We start from the raw sequence: 17,150 nt of genomic DNA, 5'->3' as shown, positions 1-17,150 counted from the left end.
TCAGTCCTTCGCCGGGCCGCCCGCTTCCGCCGGACGCCATCCCCTGCCACGGGCCCGGGGCAGCGCGAAAGCGCCCCAGAGCACGGCGAGGACGGCGGCGGAGCCGAGCAGCACGAAGAGCGTGGCGCGGTCGGTGGCGCGGTCGGTGGCGGACGTATCCCGGACCGCCACGGGATCCGTGGCGCGCCCGGTGCCGGCGGCGGCACCGGAGTCGCCGAGGACCGTGGTGACGGCGGCGTAGGCGTCCAGTTGGGGGATGTCCGCGGGGTAGGCGGTGGCGGTCAGGCGGCGCGCGACGGCCCCGGGTGACTCGTCGGGGTGGGTCGCGCGGACCACGGCGGCGGCACCGGCGGCCTGGGCCGCGGCCACGGCGGCGCCCGCACCGAGAAAGTGACCCTCACCGCGCGGGCCACCCGAGACCACTCCGGCGCCGGGTGCGGCCAGATCGATGCCGCCGGTGGGCAGGGCGCTGTCCGGGCGGGCACCGCCGGGGAGCATGTCGGCCACCGAGAGCACGCCGGGTTCGCCGGCGGGCCAGTAGGTGCGGGACGGGACCTCCTCGGTAGCGCGCCGGTCCGGGTCCGGGGTCGCCGCCGCGATGACGACGGCGCCCGCACGGCGCGCGTCGGCGACCGCGCGGGTCAGCGCCTCGTCACGGCGCGGCAGGGCCACCGCGATCGCGATGACTCCGGCGCGGGCCTCGGTCGCCTCGCGCAGCGCCCGTACGACCAGGTCGGCGTCGGCCTGCCCGCGGGTCCCGGTGCCCCGCAGGGCCAGGATCCTCGCGTCCGGGGCGACTCCGGCCAGCCGGGGGCTGTCCCCGCCGTCCCCGGCGATCAGCCCGGCCAGGAAGGTGCCGTGGCCGACGCAGTCGTCACCGGCCGCTCCCCCGGCGGTGACCCGGCCCTTGAGCCCGGTGGCACCGGGGGCGACTCCGGTCCCGATCAGGGCGACGGTCACTCCCTCACCAGTGCTGTACCGATGCAGCCGGTCCAGGTCGAGGCGCTGGCGCGACCAGTCCTGTTTCTTCGCCTTCTCACGGGAGGCGGGGGTGCAGGGCGCGTCCCCGGCGTCCCCGGCGTCCGCGTCGAGCGCGGAGGGCATGCCGGGCAGCTCCTGGCCGCCCTTCTTCCCGTCGGCCGTCGGCGTCGGGCCCGTGAAAGGGGCCGGCTGGGCCGGGGCGGCCACGGTCAGGAGCAGCGCGGCGGTGAGGCCTGCGCCGGACAGCAGGCGGGCGGGCGTCTTCACCGGGGGGCCGCCTTCGGGGTCACGGCGTTCGGGATCTCGGCCTTCGGGGTCACGGCCACGACGTCGTCGGGGACGAGGATGCGCAGGTCGTCCAGGGTGGGCGCGGCCAGCGAACTGAGCCGCCCGGCCTGCCGGGTGACCATCGACTCGACCACCTGGCGGGCCAGGCGGGCGTTGCCGAAGGAGCGGTCCCGGGGCAGCGAGTCGAAGTACTCCCTGAGCAGCGGGCCGGTGCCGGGACCGCATTCGTAGCCCATGGCCGCGGCCTGGGACCGCACGATGGTGACCAGTTCCTCGGAGGAGTAGTCGGCGAAGCCGATCCGGCGCGGGAAACGCGAGGAGAGGCCCGGGTTGGAGGCCAGGAAGCGTTCCATCTCGTCGGTGTAGCCGGCGACGATGACGACCACCTCGTCGCGGTGGTCCTCCATCAGCTTCAGCAGGGTGTCCACCGCCTCCTGGCCGAAGTCCGCGCCGCCGCCCTTCGGGGTGAGGGTGTACGCCTCGTCGATGAACAGCACGCCGCCGCGGGCCCGTTCGAAGACTTCCCGGGTGAGCTGAGCGGTGTGGCCGATGTAGCGGCCGACCAGGTCGGCGCGGGCCGCCTCGATCAGCTGGCCGCGGCCGAGGATGCCGAGCTGGGTGAGGATCTCCCCGTAGAGGCGGGCGACGGTGGTCTTGCCGGTGCCGGGCGGTCCGGTGAAGACCAGGTGGTTGCTGAGCGAGGGAACGGGCAGCCCGGCGGCGGCGCGGTGGCGAGCGGTGGTGATGAGGTTGACCAGGTCCGCCACTTCGCGCTTCACCTCGGCGAGCCCGACCATGTCGCCGAGTCGGGTCAGCGGGTCGTCCTGCGGGGCCGCGGCCTCGGCGGCCTTCGCGACGGCGGCGACCGAGACGTCCTCGGGCAGCAGCAGCCGCAGATCGCTCTCGCTGACCTGGGCCTGCGTGGCGAGCCTGACCGCCTGCCTGTCCACCATCTCCTCGAACACCCCGCGCGCGGCACGGCCGTTGCCGAAGCCCGCGTCCCGTGGCATCGCCTCGAAGTGCGCGGCCAGCGCGTCGGCGGTGCCCTCGCCCAGCTCGTACTGGTGCTGGGCGCACATGTTGTCCATGATCGCGACCAGTTCGGGCACCGAGTAGTTCTCGAACTCGACGGTCCGTGAGAAACGCGACGCCAGACCGGGGTTGGAGCCGAGGAAGGAGTCCATCTCACGGGAGTATCCGGCCGCGACCACGACCACGTCGTCGCGGTGGTCCTCCATCAGTTTCAGCAGGGTGTCCACCGCCTCGCGGCCGAAGTCGGCGCCGCCGTTCCCGCTGTCCGCGGTGAGCGTGTACGCCTCGTCGACGAACAGCACGCCGCCCAGAGCCCGTTGGAAGGTCTCGGTGGTCTTGATCGCGGTGCCGCCGACGACCTGCGCGACCAGATCGGCGCGGGACACCTCCACCAGGTGCCCGCTGCGCAGCGAGCCCAGCTCGGCCAGGATCGCACCGTAGAGGCGAGCGACGGTGGTCTTGCCGGTACCGGGCGGCCCGGCGAAGATCAGGTGCCGGCTCATCGGCGGGGCGGACATGCCGAGTTGTTCGCGGCGCTGGGCGAGCTGGGTGAGGTTGACCAGGGTGCCGACCTGCTGCTTGACGTTCTCCAGGCCGATCAGCGCGTTCAGGGCGCCGAGCGGACCGTCCGCACGGTCCGGCGGGGGCGCGTCCCCGGCGCCGGAGCCCGCCGGATCGGTGTTCTCCGCGCTGCCGGTGCCCCAGGCGTCCCGCTTGCCGTTGCCCACGCTGGTCAGGCCCTCCACGGCGAGCCGTTCGCCGGGCGCGGTCTGCACCAGGCCACCGCCGGCGTTCTCCCGGGTGAGGCAGTTGACCACGGAGACCGGCGCGGTGGACTCCACCCGGAAGCCGTCCTGTTCGCCGCCGGACACCTCGCAGCCGCTGAGCGAGGCGAGCGCACCCTCGCGGAGCAGGAACCCGTGGCCCTTCGGGGCGTGCACCGTGGTGCGGTTGGCGGTCAGTTCACCGCCCGCGGCGACGGCCACGCCTTCCTCGCCGGATATCTCCACGCGGAAGTCGCGGACGGTGACGTTGCCGCCGTCCTCCACGACCAGGCCACCGGTCGCCGTGTCGAAGACCCCGCCGCCGGCCAGATAGAGCGTGCTGCCGGAAGCCACCCGTACGCCCGCGCCCTTCGGCCGGACGATCTCGCAGTCCTCGGCACGGCCACGGGCGTCCTTGGTGGCCGCGATACCGTCACCGGCGGGCTCCACCAGGCGGGCCCGGCGCAGCAGGGGGTTGGCGCCGCCGCGCACCGCGACGGCGGGCGAGCCGCCGATCACTTCCAGGCGGTCGAGCTCGGGCGCCGAGTCCTCCTCAAGGAGCAGCGCGGTCGCTTCGCAGTCGCGGACCGTGAGGCCGGTCAGGGCCGGGGACGCGCCGCCCGCCACCCGCAGGGCCGCGCTCTGCGCGCCGTCCACCCAGCAGTCCTCGAAGGTGCCGCGCGCCCGGTCGGTGACCAGGACGCCGTGGCCGCGGGTGCGCGAGACCCGGCACCGGCGCAGCACCGGATCGCTGCCCCCGGCCAGCGCGATCCCGTTGCCGGACGCGCCGGTGACGCGGACGTCCTCGAGGGTCGTACGGCCCGCGCTGCTCAGATGCACCCCGGTGCTGGTGTCGTGCACCACGGTCCGGACCACGGTGAGGGAGCAGTTCTGCTCCAGGGCGATGGAGGGCTTGTCGGTGGAGGAGAAGTCGCAGTCCTCGACGGTGCCGCGGGACTCGCCGTTGGCGAGCAGGCCGTTGCCGCGGGCGCCGCGCACCGTGCAGCCGCGCACGTGCGCGTCGCCCTCCTCCGCAAGCACCAGTCCGCTGGTGCCCAGGTGCTCGAAGTTGCAGGACTCCACGGTGGTGGGCGTGGTCGAGGTGATCACGATGCCCGCGCCCTGCGGATTGCTCACCCGGCAGTCCCGCAGCGCGAGGGAGCCGGTGCCCCCGGCCAGCATCGCGGTCCAGGCGGCGCCGACGATCTCGCAGCCGTCGAGCGCGGCCTGGCCGCGCCGCACGTCCACGGTCGGCAGCTCGGCGTCGCCGCCCCGCAGGGTCAGTTCGGAGAGCATGACCGCGTCGGCGCGCAGCGCGAGCACGCTGCCCGAGCGCGGCCGGATCTCCACGGTGCCCCGTCCCTCGGCGGCGGTGAGGGTGACCCGGGTGTGGATCACGAGGTTCTCCGTGTACGTCCCGGGCCGGACGCTGATGAGCGCGCCGGTCCGAGCGGCCACGAGTGCCTCACCGATCGTCCGGTAGCGGTCCTGGCTCCCCGGGCCGACCGTCAGTACCTGGCGCGACACGCACCAACCTCCTTGCCATGGCGGCCTCTACAGCGGGGCGCCCCCCGGGCGGGGGCGCGTGTCGGCGAGCCGACGGTGCCATCATGCCTCGCCCCCAAGGACGAGCGGACGCCCGGAGCGGAGTGTGTCCGCCCCGGGCGTCCGGTCAGACGCTCCACTTCTGGTTGTCGGCGCCGGTGCAGCTCCACAGCTCGAGCACGGCCCCGTTGTTCCGGTTGCTGCCCTTGATGTCGACGCACTTGCCGACCACGGTGTTGACCAGGTCGTGGCTGGGGTTCAGCGCGAACTTCTGGGCGTTGTTGCCGCTGCACCAGGCGATCTGGATGGCGGAACCGTCGTTGTAGTTCGCGTTGGCCACGTCCAGGCACTTGCCCCCGACGCGGACGGTGCCGTCGGAGGCGAACCTGAACTTCTGCGCGTCGGCGTTGTTGCAGTCCCACATCTGGAGCTGCCTGCCGTCACTGAAGTTGCTGGCCGGTACGTCGATGCAGCGGCCGGAGAGGTGGCTGTGCAGGGAGACGGGGAACCCGAGGGTCGGTCCGGGACCGGCCTTCGCGGTCTTGCCCTTCTTCCCGTCGTCCTGCTTCTCGCCGCTCTGCTTCTTCGCGGGCTGCTCCTTCTTGCCGTCGCCCTTGCCATCGCCCTTCGCTTCGTCCTTCTTGCCGCCGTCCCGCGCCGGGGTGGGGGCAGCGGCTTCCTTCTTCGGCTTCTTCGGCTTGTCGGAGGCCTTCTCGTCGTCCTTGGAGCCGGTGTCGGGCGGGGTCACCGCGAAGTCACCCGGGGCCTCCTGGCCATCAGGGCCGAGGACCGTACCGGCCGCCGCCGACGACTTGCGGTCCTTGTCGTCGTCCCCGCCGAGCGTCAGCAACGGCACCGCCACGAGCAGCGCTCCCGCGACCGCGGCTCCGGCGAGCACGGCCCTGCCCGGCCGCCCGACCGGCCCGGTCTTCTGCTGCGGCCGGTCGATGGCGGTCGCGGTCACGGTCCGTACGAGGGCGGGCAACCGGCTCTTGGCCGCTGTGGCGGCACCGGGGTCGGCCTCGGGCTCGGGCTCGGGCTCCGCGACGGGGGCGGTTTCGCTGTCGGGGGCGGCGGTCTCCGGCTTGCTCTGCTCGGCGGTACTGGCGGTCTCCGCGGTGCTGGCGGCGTCGGGCTCAGAGGCGTCGGGCTCGGGCTCGGTCTTCGTGCCGGGGGCGGTGGCCGACGTGGTCGCTGTGACCGCCGCGGCGGCCGTCTCCTCAGCGTCGTCGGAACCGGTCTCGGCCGCCTGCGAGGTGGGGGGCTGCTGGGAGGTGGGGGGCTGCTGGGCCGAACGCGTCACGAGGTCCTCCCTGTGGTGTGGGGCCGTAGTTCAGGAGAGTCGTCGTCCCGGAGTCCAGGAGAGTCGTCGCCCCGGTCGAGAAGGCTGTCCGCCGGGACGAGCAAGGGTGCCGCGGCCCCGGCGTTGACCATCAGCTGGGTGCCCGTACCGCTCAGTGAACGGGCCAGCTCCCGTGCCGGGACGGTGTCATGCAGAAGTGCCTCGGACGTGAACTCATGTGCCGGTGAGGTGAACGACAGCACTACGGGCGCTCCGTCGCGCCCTGCCGCCGTGAGCGGACCACCGTCCGGCCCGCGTACGACGGTGATGTCGGCCCCGGCGAGGGCCGCGAGCGCCTCGTCCACGGATCCGTATCCGGTGGCGGCCCGCTGCGCCGCCGCGTCCACCGGATCGGTGGGCTCCGGCCAGCCGAGCACCCGGGCCGAAGGCCGGTACGCCGGATTGGCGCGGTAGCCCCCCACCGCCCCGCTCTCGTCGGACTGCCACTCCCCAAGGACCGCCCACTCCGGCGGCGTCCGCTCGTCGCTCCACTCCGGGTCGACCACGCCGATCCAGTGCCCCGGCGCCCGGCGTGCGGCGGCTCGCACGGCCTCGGGTATCTCGGGGGTGACGGCTGCCTCGGGGACTTCGTCGGCCGACGGCGCGGGGGCGGCGGCAGGGCCGGATCCATCGGGCGTCACCGGCGCGGCGTCATGCCTGTCCTCTTGCCGTTCTCCGGACCGCATCCTCACCTGAACTCTTCGATCCGTACCAATCGTTGGGCGCCGGACACCAGGCGCGCGCAACGACACTGATCACGTCGGGAGCCAACAGAATGCCACACGCGTCCCTTCCGTTGGGGACCGAGGAGGACCCGTATCGGGTTCAGAGATGCCCGTTTGGTGTCCGAGTGGGGAACGTTCCGGGAGCAGTGAGGCGTGAGAGGACAAAGCGAAAGGGGAGTTGTGGTGGGAGGAGCGGCTCCGGGCCCCGCAACGGGCTAAGTTGGGCTCGTGGTCGGCCCCGCCGACACGCCGACACACAGTGCGTTCCGACCGGACGTCCAGGCCAGGGGCGTACGGGAAGACCTCGCAGCCCGGAAGGCGTCGGACCGGCCTGCGGCCGCCACCGCGACCGGCCACGCGGAGACCGGCATCAAGTACCCAGCCGTGCCGACCCACTTCGACGCGGACAAGACCAACCCCCGCATGGCGAGCGGAACTCGACCTGCCCGCCCGCCAAGCGGCCCTGTGCACACCGCCAGCTCCGCCCCCGAGGAGTACCGCATGTCCCCCCAGCACCGCACCCCCGGCGCGAAATCGGAGACGGCCGCCGCCCCCACGGGGGAGGCCGGGCCGTCCACTGTGCCGTCCGCTCCGGACGAGAAGGCCAAGTCCACCGCACCGGACGAAGCAGCCACCCCGAGCACCCCGGACGAGAACGCGACCTCCGAGGCTCCCGAGGCTCCCGAGGCTCCCGAGGCTCCCGAGGCTCCCGAGGCAGAGTCCGCCATCTCCCCGGCAGGAGGGGCGACCAAGGCCGCTCCGGCGTCCCCGTCCGGGACACCCAAGGAGGGCGAGGGCGAGAGCGAGGGCGAAGGCGAGAACGAGAGCGCCGCCGTGGCTTCGGCTGCGGCCGTCGGGACCCCACCGTCCGGCACCAAGTCCGTCACCGGTGTCGACGGCGTACGCCCCCGCAAGCCGGTGCTGGCCGGTGCCGCGATCGTCGGTGCCGCCCTGATCGCGATACCGCTGCTCCTGGTCGGCAGCGCGAGGGACGACGGCCCCCCGGACAACGGCAAGGAGCTGTCGGCGGGAGGCTCCGACACCGTCCTGAACCCGAATTCGGGCCCCGCCGCGCTAGACGACTACCAGGCCAAGAAGCCCAGTTCTTCCCCCTCCAAGAAGAAGTCGAAGAAGCCCGAGACCCCGAAGGCCGTCGCTCCCAAGGCCGTTGTGCCCACCCCGGAGCCGAGCCCGAGCAAGTCGCCCGAGAAGAAGGCCAAGTCCAAGCCCAAGCCCAAGGCGGCCCCGAAGCCGAACTGGACCGCCGAGACCGTTTCGGCACCCAGCGTCCTGGAGGTCAAGCAGGCCTGGACCACCAACCGCATCCGCATGGTCATGCAGACCGACGGCAACCTCGTCGTCTACAACGAGAAGGGCAAGCCCCTCTGGGCGTCCATGACCTTCGGCGAAAACCATCGGGCGATCTTCCAGCAGGACGGCAACCTCGTCATCCACAACGGCGACGACCGCCCCATCTGGGCCTCGAAAAGCCACGGCCACGAGGGCGCCCAGCTGGTGCTCCGCCCCGACGCCAAGGTGGTCATCGTGCACAACGGCCGGGTGGTCTGGTCGACGTAACACAGCACTCGGCATGGGCACCCGTACGACGTACCGCGTGGCACGCTGACCCCGTGGGTCCGTGATCGTCGAGGAGGTATGCCACGTGGCGCAGCAACAGCCGGCGGAGACTGCCGTTGCCCCGGACGTCCGCGCCGAGGAGAACCGGCTGCGCAAGGATCTCGGGTTCTGGGGCCTGACCGCGATCGGCTTCTCCAACATCCTCGGCTCGGGCTGGCTCTTCGCCGCCATGTACGCCGCCCAGACCGCGGGTCCCGCCGCGCTGCTCTCCTGGGTCGCGGCCGGCCTGCTCTGTGCGCTGGTGGCCCTGGTCATGGTCGAACTCGGCGCCACCAGGCCGGAGGGCGGCGGCACGGTCCGCTGGCCGCTGTACGCGAACGGCCGCCTGGTCGGCACGGTCGTCGGCTGGTCCGTCATGCTGTCCGTGGGCGGCACGGCGGCCGAGATCAGCGCGATCATGCAGTACGCCGCCCACTACGTGTCCGGGCTCTATGACGACGGCAGCCTCACCGCGTCGGGTCTTGGCGTCGCCACCGCACTGAGCGTGCTGCTCACGGCGCTGAACTGGTTCGCGGTGCGGATGTTCGCCCGTCTGAACAACCTCGTGTCGGTGTTCAAGGTCGTCGTCCCGGTGCTCACGGTGGTCGCCCTGTTCCTTTCCGGCACCCACTCGGGCCGCCTCACGGGCCACGGCGGGTTCGCCCCGTACGGTTACGCGGCCTGCCTCACCGCCCTCGCAGGCGGCGGCATCGTGTACTCCGTGAACGGCTTCCAGGCCCCGCTCGACTTCTCCGGAGAGGCCCGCAATCCGCGCCGCAACGTACCCGCCGCCGTCCTCACCGGCATCGGCCTCGCGGTGCTCGTCTACCTCGGGCTGCAGCTCGCCTTCCTCTACACGGTGCCGGACTCACTGCTCGCGCACGGCTGGCAGGGAGTCAACTTCGAGTCGCCGTTCGGCCAGCTCGCCCTCGTCCTGAACCTGCACTGGCTTGCCACCCTGCTCTACGCCGACGCGGTGGTATCCCCGGGCGGCTCCGCCTACGTGGGCGTGGCGATCGACGCCCGCCACACCTACGCCCTCTCGAAGAACGGCCTGCTGCCCCGCTTCTTCATGCGCATCGATCCCCGCTCCGGCATCGCACGCCGCGCCCTGCTCCTCAACCTCGCGGTCATCATCGTGTTCATGCTCCCGTTCGGCGGCTGGCAGGACATCGTGAGCGTGATGGGAGACATGTACCTGATCATCTACGCCGCCTCGGCGGTGGCCGTGGCGTCCTTCCGTGCACACGACCGGGAGCGCGGCCTGCCGGTGGCGGACGGCCACATGCCGGGGGTGCGCTGGATCGCACCGGTCAGTTTCGCCGTGGCGACCGAGTTCATCTACTGGTCGGGCTGGGACGACCTGCGGCTCGCCCTGCCTCTCGTCCTCGCCGGTGTCCCGCTGTTCCTGCTGCAACGACGCAGGACGGCGGGCAGCCCCCCGGCCGAGGAACTGCGCCAGGGTGCCTGGATCGTGTTCCACCTGGCGGCACTTGCCCTGCTGTCATGGCTCGGCACGTTCGGCGGCTCCGGCCACCTGCCGGCCCCCTACGACTCGCTCGTGGTGGGCGCCGTCGCCTTCGCGGTCTTCGGCTGGGCAGTGCGCTCGGGCACCGCCCACCTCCGCACGAACCCCGCGCACTGAGCGGCCTCACCAGTACATGCACGTACGGTCGGAAAGATCTGAACCCCTACCGGGAATCAGGCCGCGACGAGCTCCGGCTCGCGCGCCGGCGCCTTGAGCTTGGGCTTCTTGTTCGGCAGCGAGAGCCGGAAGACCTTGTGCCACGCGGAGAACACCTGCTTGGGCAGCGGCCCGGTGACGTACTCCAGCTCGTACTTCTCGAACAGCGCGCGCACCTTCACCGCGACCTCGGCGTACCGGTTGCTCGGCAGGTCCGGGAACAGGTGGTGCTCGATCTGGTGCGACAGGTTGCCGGTCATGAAGTGCATGGCCTTGCTGCCGCTGATGTTCGCCGAGCCCATCATCTGGCGCAGGTACCACTGGCCGCGCGTCTCGTTCTTGATCGACCGGCGCTCGAAGACCTGCACGCCCTCGGGGAAGTGCCCGCACATGATCACCGAGTGGGTCCAGATGTTGCGTACCAGGTTCGCGGTGAACGTCGCGCCGAGCGTGGGGAGGAACGACGGGCCCGAAAGCAGCGGGTGGATCACGTAGTCCTTGAGCACCTGCTTGCGGATCTTGCGGCCCACGGCCTTGGCCCGCGCGCGGAACTCCGGGTTCTTGCGGCGGCGCTTGTCCAGGTTCTTGCCGAGCTCCAGGTCGTACGCGGCGATGCCGTACTCGAAGAAGCAGGCGTTGAGGAAGTTCCACAGCGGCTGGCCGAGGTAGACCGGGTGCCACTTCTGGTCCTCGTCGACGCGCATGATGCCGTAGCCGAGGTCGTTGTCCTTGCCGATCACGTTGGTGTACGTGTGGTGCAGCTCGTTGTGCGAGTGCTTCCACTGCTCGGACGGCGAGACGTGATCCCACTCCCAGGTGGTGGAATGGATCTTCGGGTCGCGCATCCAGTCCCACTGGCCGTGCAGGATGTTGTGGCCGATCTCCATGTTGTCCATGATCTTGGCCACGGACAGACCGGCGGTGCCGAGCAGCCACGCGGGCGGGAAGATCGAGAACAGCAGCACGCCCCGGCTGACCAGCTCGAGCTTGCGCTGTGCCGAGATGACCTTACGGATGTAGGCGGCGTCCTTCTCGCCGCGGTCGGCGATCACCTCGTCGCGGATCGCGTCCAGCTCGCGGCCGAGCTCGTCGATCTGCTCCGCGGTCAGGTGGGCGGTGGGGTCGATGGCGGTCAAGGTGCTCCTACCGTTCGATGTCGCAGGGGCCCGCGGCGGCGGACACGCAGGTCTGGATGAGGACGCCCGGCTCGGCCTCGGTGATCTCGCCGGTGCGCAGGTCGCGGACGGCGCCCGCCTTGAGCGGCGTGACGCAGCCGAAGCAGATGCCCATGCGGCACCCGGAGGGCATGAGCACGCCGGCCTCCTCGCCGACGTCCAGCAGCGGCGTGGCGCCGTCCGCGTCGACGGTCTTGCCAGTGGCGCTGAACGTGACCTCGCCGCCGTCGCCGGCGACGACGATGCTGGGGCGGAAGCGTTCGGTGTGCAGGCGCTCTTGTACGCCGTGCTCGCTCCAGTGCTCTTCGGCGGCGTCGAGCAGGCCCGCGGGCCCGCAGGCCCAGGTCTCGCGCTCGGCCCAGTCGGGCACGAGTTCGTCGAGACGGGCGATGTCGAGCGTTCCGTCGGTGTCGGTGTGTACCTCGGTGAGCCGCAGCTTCGTGTCCGTGACCAGGTCGTGCAGTTCGTTGCGGAAGATCACGTCCTGCGGCCGTGGCGCGCAGTGGACCATGACGACGTCGTCGAACTCGGTGTCGCGCAGCATGCCCATCACGGGCGTGATGCCGCTGCCTGCCGTCAGGTAGAGCACCTTGGCGGGCCTGGCCTGCGGCAGCACGAAGTCACCGGTCGGCTGGTCGAGCTGGATCAGCGTGCCGGGTTTCGCCCTGCGGACCAGGTGGTTGCTGACCTTGCCGTCCGGGATCGCCTTCACGGTGATCGTGACGCGACCGTCCTGGCGGTTGGTCGGCGAGGTGAGGGAGTAGGCACGCCACAGGCGCACGCCGTCGACGTCGACCCCGATCCGCACGTACTGACCGGCCGTGTGGCCGCGCCAGCCCCGTCCCGGCCTGATCACGATGGTCGCGGCGTCACCCGTCTCGGGGTGCACGGCCTCGATGCGCCCACGCAGGTCGGCGCCCGCCCGGAGCGGGCTGACCAGGTCGAGGTAGTCCGACGGCAGCAGCGGCGTCGTGACCATCTCCAGCAGTTTCCAGGCCCTGCCGCGGAGGGCTGTACTCGTCATGACTTCAGCTTGCTGCGCCTCAAGGCGTAAAGTCCTGACCGCAGGACGTAAATCTGGTCGGCCAAATTGTTCGCAGGGAACAAAAACGTGAGCCATGCAATCCAGAGGGCCAGCGAGCTGGCCCTGAACGAGACGACGGTCACCGCACTTCGGGCCGCGGTGAAGACCACCGCCGACGAGGTCGTCCAGGCGATCATCGACGAGGTCCCTCCCTACGCCAACGCCCTGTCGGGCCGCATGGGCGCCACCATCCGCCGGGCCGTCCGTACCACCCTGGGGCACTACTTGGACCTCGCGAGCGGGCACGCCACCGGCGGCGACGCCGGTGACGCGGCCTACGAGCTGGGCCGCGGTGAGGTGCGCGACGGCCGTTCGATGGATGCCCTGCTCAGCGCCTACCGCGTCGGCGCCCGCGTGGCCTGGCGGTGCCTGGCAGCGGGTGCCGTACCCGCAGGTCTGCCCGCCGCCGAGGTCGCCAAGTTCGCCGAGCTGACCTTCGCCTACATCGACGAGCTCTCCGCCGCGAGCGCCGCGGGCCACGCCGACGAACTGGCCGCCCGGGGCAGGGCCCACGAGCGCCACCTGGAACACCTGGCCCGCGACCTCCTCGCCGGCGCGAGCCCGGACGTACTGCTGGCCTCCGCACAACGTACCGGGTGGCAGCCTCCAGTCACGCTGACCGCGGTCCTGCTCCCCGCCGCCCAGGCCCGGCCCGCCTACCGCGCGCTCGACCCGAGCACCCTCGTCCTCGACGATCTGCCGGACGCCACTGGTGTGCTGCTAGTCCCCGACGCCGACCGATCACACCTCCTGCGGCAGCTGACCGACCGCACCGCCGTGGCCGGCCCGGCCAGGCCGTGGACCCGTGCCTCCGCGTCCTACGCACGAGCCGCACGCGCACGCTCCCTCTCCGCGGATATCCGCGACACCGAGGACCACCTGCCCGAGCTGGTACTGAGCGCCGACGCGGAAGCGTTCGCGGACCTGCGTGCCCGAGCCCTCGCACCGCTGCGGAGCTTGCCCGCCGCGACCGCACGGCGACTGGAGGAGACGCTGCGGGCGTGGCTGCTGCACCAGGGCAGGCGGGAGGAGGTGGCGGCGGCGTTGTTCGTCCACCCCCAGACGGTCCGCTACCGGATGTCGCAACTGCGGGAACTTTTCCCGGACCTCGCATCGCCACACCGGGTCCTCGAACTGACGCTGGCGGTCGGTCTCCGGGCCAGCTGACACGTATGTCGACGCCCGCGCCCACGTCGACGCCGGCGAGCGGTCCAGGAATCGTGCTTCGTTCCGGGTGCCCGGACGACCGACCGGACCGGCCCGGCACGCCGCGCGGGAGATGATAGGGATGGAATGACGAACGTGAGGTCAGGAGCTTCCATGACGCAGCGGGTTCACCGGCCCCGTGAGGACGCGGAGTTCACTTTCATCCTCGGGATGAGCGGAGTTCCGGTCCTCGCCTACTTCACCGGGACATGGCCCAAGGCAATCGAGCCCTACCGGGTGATGGACCTCGTCGTGGGTGGCATCGCCGACGCATACGCGGGCCGCCTGACGGCCGTCCGCGCCGACATCACGCGTTGCCCGGCCGCGACCGAGCGATACGGGATCACCGAAGCCCCGTCCTACGTCCTCCTGAAGGAGGGAGAGGCGGTGGCACACGGCACGGGGCCCATGACCACCGCCGAGGCACGGAAGTTCCTGGATAGCCACCTCTGAGCGACCGCTGCGGTCGAGGGGGAGCACGGTCCCATGACGGCTATGCGGACAAGGGGGCGCCCAGTGCGGCCCCTTGCCCCGTACATCAGACCCGGCAGCGGAGATGTTCCATGGGAGCAACCGGATCGGGGCCCTAGATCCACCCCCTGTCGACGTCGCTCCCAGCTTTGCTCCCGAATTTGAACCTGCGACCTCTTGCCCACAGTCAAGTGCCTGATTCTGGCCTGGAGTTCTGAAGCCTCGTTGACACCCCCCGATGGGCCGCCGCCTCGCACGGCAACCACAGGCGGGCCGGGCGGGCGCTCAAGGCGTCGCAGGCACGGATCGAGTGCGCGTCGGACGCGCTGGCCGGAGCGTCACGGACGGGCCAGTTCAGCGACGGCCGGTGGGACGACGGCCGGTGGGAGCGCGGGCAGCGTCTGGGGCTCGATGTACTTCACGTGGGCGTCCTCCCTTCGGGGTGGGCGAGAAGCCGACGGGTGGAGGCGCCCGTGCGGCGGCGCCTCCACCCGCTGCCCCCGGTCGGAGAAGGGTCTGTTCCTCACTGATCGGCATCCCTGCGGCGGGCTCGACGACCGGTGTCGTCCGGCAGGCCGGGAGGTCTCGGCAGGGGGTCGCTGAAGTGGTGGGCAGCGATCCGTGCGTCGTGCTGGGCGTTGAGCAGGTGGATCAGGCGCATCCCGATGCCGATCGCGAGGACGATCACCGCAATGACGACGAGGGTCTCCATTGGGCTCAACTCCAGCTGTTTTCGGGCGGCGGGAGGGCGCTTGGGCCCATCGAGTCCCCGAAGGGCGACATGCAGGCCCCGCCTTCGTCCTCCCAGGTGGCCTCCCTGCGCACGGCATCGCGGATGCCGCGCCCGATGACGGCTTCGTTGGCCATCAGGACGCCCGCGGTGAGGACGCTACCCGGGACCGCGGCGGCGGCCATCAGGCGCGCCCCGGCCGTGGGTGCGGTCTCGGGCGGGATGACGAGGAGGTCCCAGCGCCCCACCGTGTAGGAGAGCAGGATGAGCTTGTCGGGGTCCTGTTCGGTGAACCAGCCCACGTGCAGCCTGCGCCCGCCCACGGGCACCGTGTGAGGGACGACGGGCCAGCGTGTGGGGTTGACGGTGACGCGGGTGATGCGGCCCCAGGATTCCTCCAGGGCGGCGGCGAGTGGCGGCAGCTCGGCTTCGAGGTCTCGGGAGTAGGGCCACCAGGCCCCGTCCAGCTGGCCGCGCAGGGTGGTCCTCGGAGTGAGGGACAAGCGTGCCGGGAACTCTGCGGCGAGGTCGCGGGGCGCGGTCCGATCGAGGGTCGTGGTCATGATGCGGACCTGCCCCCGGACTGCCCGTCGGCAGCCCGGCTTTTAGGCGATCGCCGGAAGTGACACCCGCGTGAAAGCCGGTGTGCGAAATACTCCCGGTGCTTTCAGCGTACGCCTGATCGGTGCACTCTGACCGGGTTGACCAGGCATTTTTCCGGCGGGCAGCGGAGCGGGCGGCGGGAGTATCGTGAAACGAGGTGGGCTCGTGCACGTCGCCGACCGGCACCGGCGTGAGCATGGGCGCCGACTGGCGGCACCGCAGGGCCGCACCCCGTAGACGGGCGAACCGACATGGCTGACTCCGACATCTCCCCCACGCCTCCACTGCTCCTGCCGAATGCGATCCACCAGGCGGTCAAACCCGGTACGGCCCTGCTGCGCCTGGAGACCACGCGATCCCGGGAGGGGCTCCTCGACGGCGCGTGGTGGCCGCGCACGCGCGACATCGAGACCGAGCTGCCGGCGCTGATCAGCGTGTTGACCGGGCACCTCGGGCCGATCACACGGGTGGGCGTGGACGCGTCCGCCTGGAACAGCCTCCCGACCCGCCTGGTCATCGACGACCAGGTCGTGCACCTCGACTCCGACCCGGTCGGCGACGACACCGTCCTCATCACCCGCGGCGACAACGACCACTTCGCCCTGCTGGTGGTTCCCCCGGACACCGCGGCCAACGCCGCCCGCGAAGCGATGGCCCGCGCCGTCCGCGCGGACAACATCACCCAGGCCGCTCAGATCCTCATCGCCACGACGCCCGAACCCGAGACGTCACCTTGACCGAGCCCAGAACCGACCCGCTCAGCCCAATTCACTTACGCTGAACGGTACTTGCTTGGCTACCCGACCTCATCCCGTCGGCGAACCCTCGCGGGATCTGCCGCCCGCGCTTCCACGACGCGCGTTCCCCCGGATCGCCGCGCGCCACACCCACACCAGATCACCACTGCAGTAGCCCACCCGCGGATCCGGGCGGTACGCGGAGCTCAAGCACGTCGCCCCGGCAGCCGAACACGTCTCGCCCGGCCTGGACAAGCAGGCCGATCACGAGAGGAAGCGGGCGGCGGCGCGGTCCGCGTCCGGATCGATCCGGTGCGGTCCGGAGCGATTCGGTGCGATCCGGTGCGCATCCCGTCCCGCTCCCCCGCGGTTTGGTACCTTTCACTGGACACGCAAATCGATCGGATGTTCGTTTTCTGGGATCTCCGAGACGTCCGTTGTCGGCAGTAGACGCTCACGTCCTCCGACGTGCGCGTGCCACACAATCGGACCGGGTGAAAGCTCATGGCAGCAACCGACCACGAAAAGGCGCTGGACACCGCGCTCGCACAGATCGAGCGGAAATTCGGCAAGGGTGCGGTCATGCGCCTCGGCGAGCGGCCCCATGAGCCCATCGAGGTGATCCCTACCGGATCGACCGCGCTGGACGTGGCGCTCGGTGTGGGCGGTCTGCCCCGCGGCCGTGTGGTGGAGGTGTACGGACCGGAGTCCTCCGGCAAGACGACGCTGACGTTGCACGCGGTGGCGAACGCGCAGAAGGCCGGCGGCTCGGTGGCGTTCATCGACGCCGAGCACGCTCTCGATCCCGAGTACGCGAAGAAGCTCGGCGTCGACACCGACAACCTCATCCTGTCCCAGCCGGACAACGGTGAACAGGCGCTGGAGATCGCCGACATCCTGATCCGCTCCGGCGCGATCGACCTGATCGTCATCGACTCCGTCGCGGCCCTGGTGCCGCGCGCGGAAATCGAGGGCGAGATGGGCGACTCCCACATGGGCCTGCAGGCCCGCCTGATGAGCCAGGCCCTCCGAAAGATCACCAGCGCGCTCAGCCAGACCAGGACGACGGTTATCTTCATCAACCAGCTGCGCGAGAAGATCGGCGTGATGTTCGGCTCGCCGGAGACCACGACCGGTGGCCGCGCGCTGAAGTTCTACGCCTCGGT

The 17,150-nt window shown here is 71.3% G+C and carries 14 protein-coding genes; 6 read left to right on the top strand and 8 right to left on the bottom strand.

The window, feature by feature from the left end:
• The 4 genes from AB0E78_RS40440 to AB0E78_RS40425 form a co-directional block, all read right to left on the bottom strand.
• Complete coding sequence (locus tag AB0E78_RS40440) at window positions 1–1,248, bottom strand: S8 family serine peptidase (protein ID WP_361844272.1); 1,248 nt, start codon at window positions 1,246–1,248, stop codon at window positions 1–3.
• Complete coding sequence (locus tag AB0E78_RS40435) at window positions 1,245–4,592, bottom strand: right-handed parallel beta-helix repeat-containing protein (protein WP_361844270.1); 3,348 nt, start codon at window positions 4,590–4,592, stop codon at window positions 1,245–1,247. The genes AB0E78_RS40440 and AB0E78_RS40435 overlap by 4 nt, the downstream gene beginning before the upstream one ends.
• Window positions 4,593–4,737: 145 nt before the next feature.
• Complete coding sequence (locus AB0E78_RS40430) at window positions 4,738–5,913, bottom strand: RICIN domain-containing protein (protein WP_361844268.1); 1,176 nt, start codon at window positions 5,911–5,913, stop codon at window positions 4,738–4,740.
• A complete protein-coding gene (locus AB0E78_RS40425) occupies window positions 5,910–6,638 on the bottom strand; it encodes a type VII secretion system-associated protein (RefSeq protein WP_361844265.1) in 729 nt (242 codons plus the stop codon). The genes AB0E78_RS40430 and AB0E78_RS40425 overlap by 4 nt, the downstream gene beginning before the upstream one ends.
• A 267-nt stretch (window positions 6,639–6,905) precedes the next feature.
• On the opposite strand from AB0E78_RS40425, the gene AB0E78_RS40420 reads away from it, so the two are divergent.
• Together AB0E78_RS40420 and AB0E78_RS40415 are read left to right on the top strand one after the other, a co-directional pair.
• Window positions 6,906–8,255 (top strand): mannose-binding protein, encoded by a 1,350-nt coding sequence (locus AB0E78_RS40420; protein WP_361844263.1) that lies wholly within the window; start codon window positions 6,906–6,908, stop codon window positions 8,253–8,255.
• A gap of 85 nt (window positions 8,256–8,340) precedes the next feature.
• A complete protein-coding gene (locus AB0E78_RS40415) occupies window positions 8,341–9,939 on the top strand; it encodes an APC family permease (RefSeq protein ID WP_361844260.1) in 1,599 nt (532 codons plus the stop codon).
• 56 nt (window positions 9,940–9,995) lie between these two features.
• Here AB0E78_RS40415 and AB0E78_RS40410 read toward each other — a convergent pair whose 3' ends face one another.
• The gene (locus AB0E78_RS40410) at window positions 9,996–11,114 is read right to left on the bottom strand and encodes an acyl-CoA desaturase (protein ID WP_361844257.1); all 1,119 of its coding nucleotides are present in this window, start codon (window positions 11,112–11,114) and stop codon (window positions 9,996–9,998) included.
• Between the two features lie 7 nt (window positions 11,115–11,121).
• Window positions 11,122–12,177 (bottom strand): ferredoxin reductase, encoded by a 1,056-nt coding sequence (locus AB0E78_RS40405; RefSeq protein WP_361844255.1) that lies wholly within the window; start codon window positions 12,175–12,177, stop codon window positions 11,122–11,124.
• Between the two features lie 87 nt (window positions 12,178–12,264).
• Here AB0E78_RS40405 and AB0E78_RS40400 point away from each other — a divergent pair, with 87 nt between their 5' ends.
• Window positions 12,265–13,404: a helix-turn-helix domain-containing protein gene (locus AB0E78_RS40400; RefSeq protein ID WP_361844252.1), complete on the top strand. Its 1,140-nt coding sequence runs from the start codon at window positions 12,265–12,267 to the stop codon at window positions 13,402–13,404.
• Window positions 13,405–13,557: 153 nt separating this feature from the next.
• A complete protein-coding gene (locus AB0E78_RS40395; protein ID WP_361844250.1) occupies window positions 13,558–13,896 on the top strand; it encodes a thioredoxin domain-containing protein in 339 nt (112 codons plus the stop codon).
• A 541-nt stretch (window positions 13,897–14,437) separates the two neighbouring features.
• On the opposite strand, the gene AB0E78_RS40390 is transcribed toward AB0E78_RS40395, so the two are convergent.
• Both AB0E78_RS40390 and AB0E78_RS40385 read right to left on the bottom strand, forming a co-directional pair.
• Window positions 14,438–14,626, bottom strand: coding sequence for a hypothetical protein (locus AB0E78_RS40390; RefSeq protein WP_361844248.1), 189 nt, complete (start codon window positions 14,624–14,626; stop codon window positions 14,438–14,440).
• Window positions 14,627–14,631: 5 nt separating this feature from the next.
• On the bottom strand, window positions 14,632–15,207 hold the full coding sequence (locus tag AB0E78_RS40385) for a DUF5994 family protein (RefSeq protein ID WP_361844246.1): 576 nt from the start codon (window positions 15,205–15,207) through the stop codon (window positions 14,632–14,634).
• Window positions 15,208–15,498: 291 nt separating this feature from the next.
• Between AB0E78_RS40385 and AB0E78_RS40380 the strand changes: the two genes are divergently transcribed.
• Both AB0E78_RS40380 and recA read left to right on the top strand, forming a co-directional pair.
• The gene (locus tag AB0E78_RS40380; RefSeq protein WP_361844244.1) at window positions 15,499–15,984 is read left to right on the top strand and encodes a DUF5994 family protein; all 486 of its coding nucleotides are present in this window, start codon (window positions 15,499–15,501) and stop codon (window positions 15,982–15,984) included.
• A gap of 504 nt (window positions 15,985–16,488) precedes the next feature.
• Window positions 16,489–17,150, top strand: a 662-nt coding sequence (gene recA / locus AB0E78_RS40375; RefSeq protein ID WP_361844241.1) for a recombinase RecA, incomplete at its 3' end; no start/stop codon positions are given.

The sequence above is a fragment of the Streptomyces sp. NPDC032198 genome (assembly GCF_040636975.1).
In the GTDB taxonomy this organism is placed as follows: Bacteria; Actinomycetota; Actinomycetes; order Streptomycetales; family Streptomycetaceae; genus Streptomyces.
The sequence above is the reverse complement of the archived record's forward strand: the minus strand, read 5'-3'. Positions and strand labels throughout refer to the sequence as shown.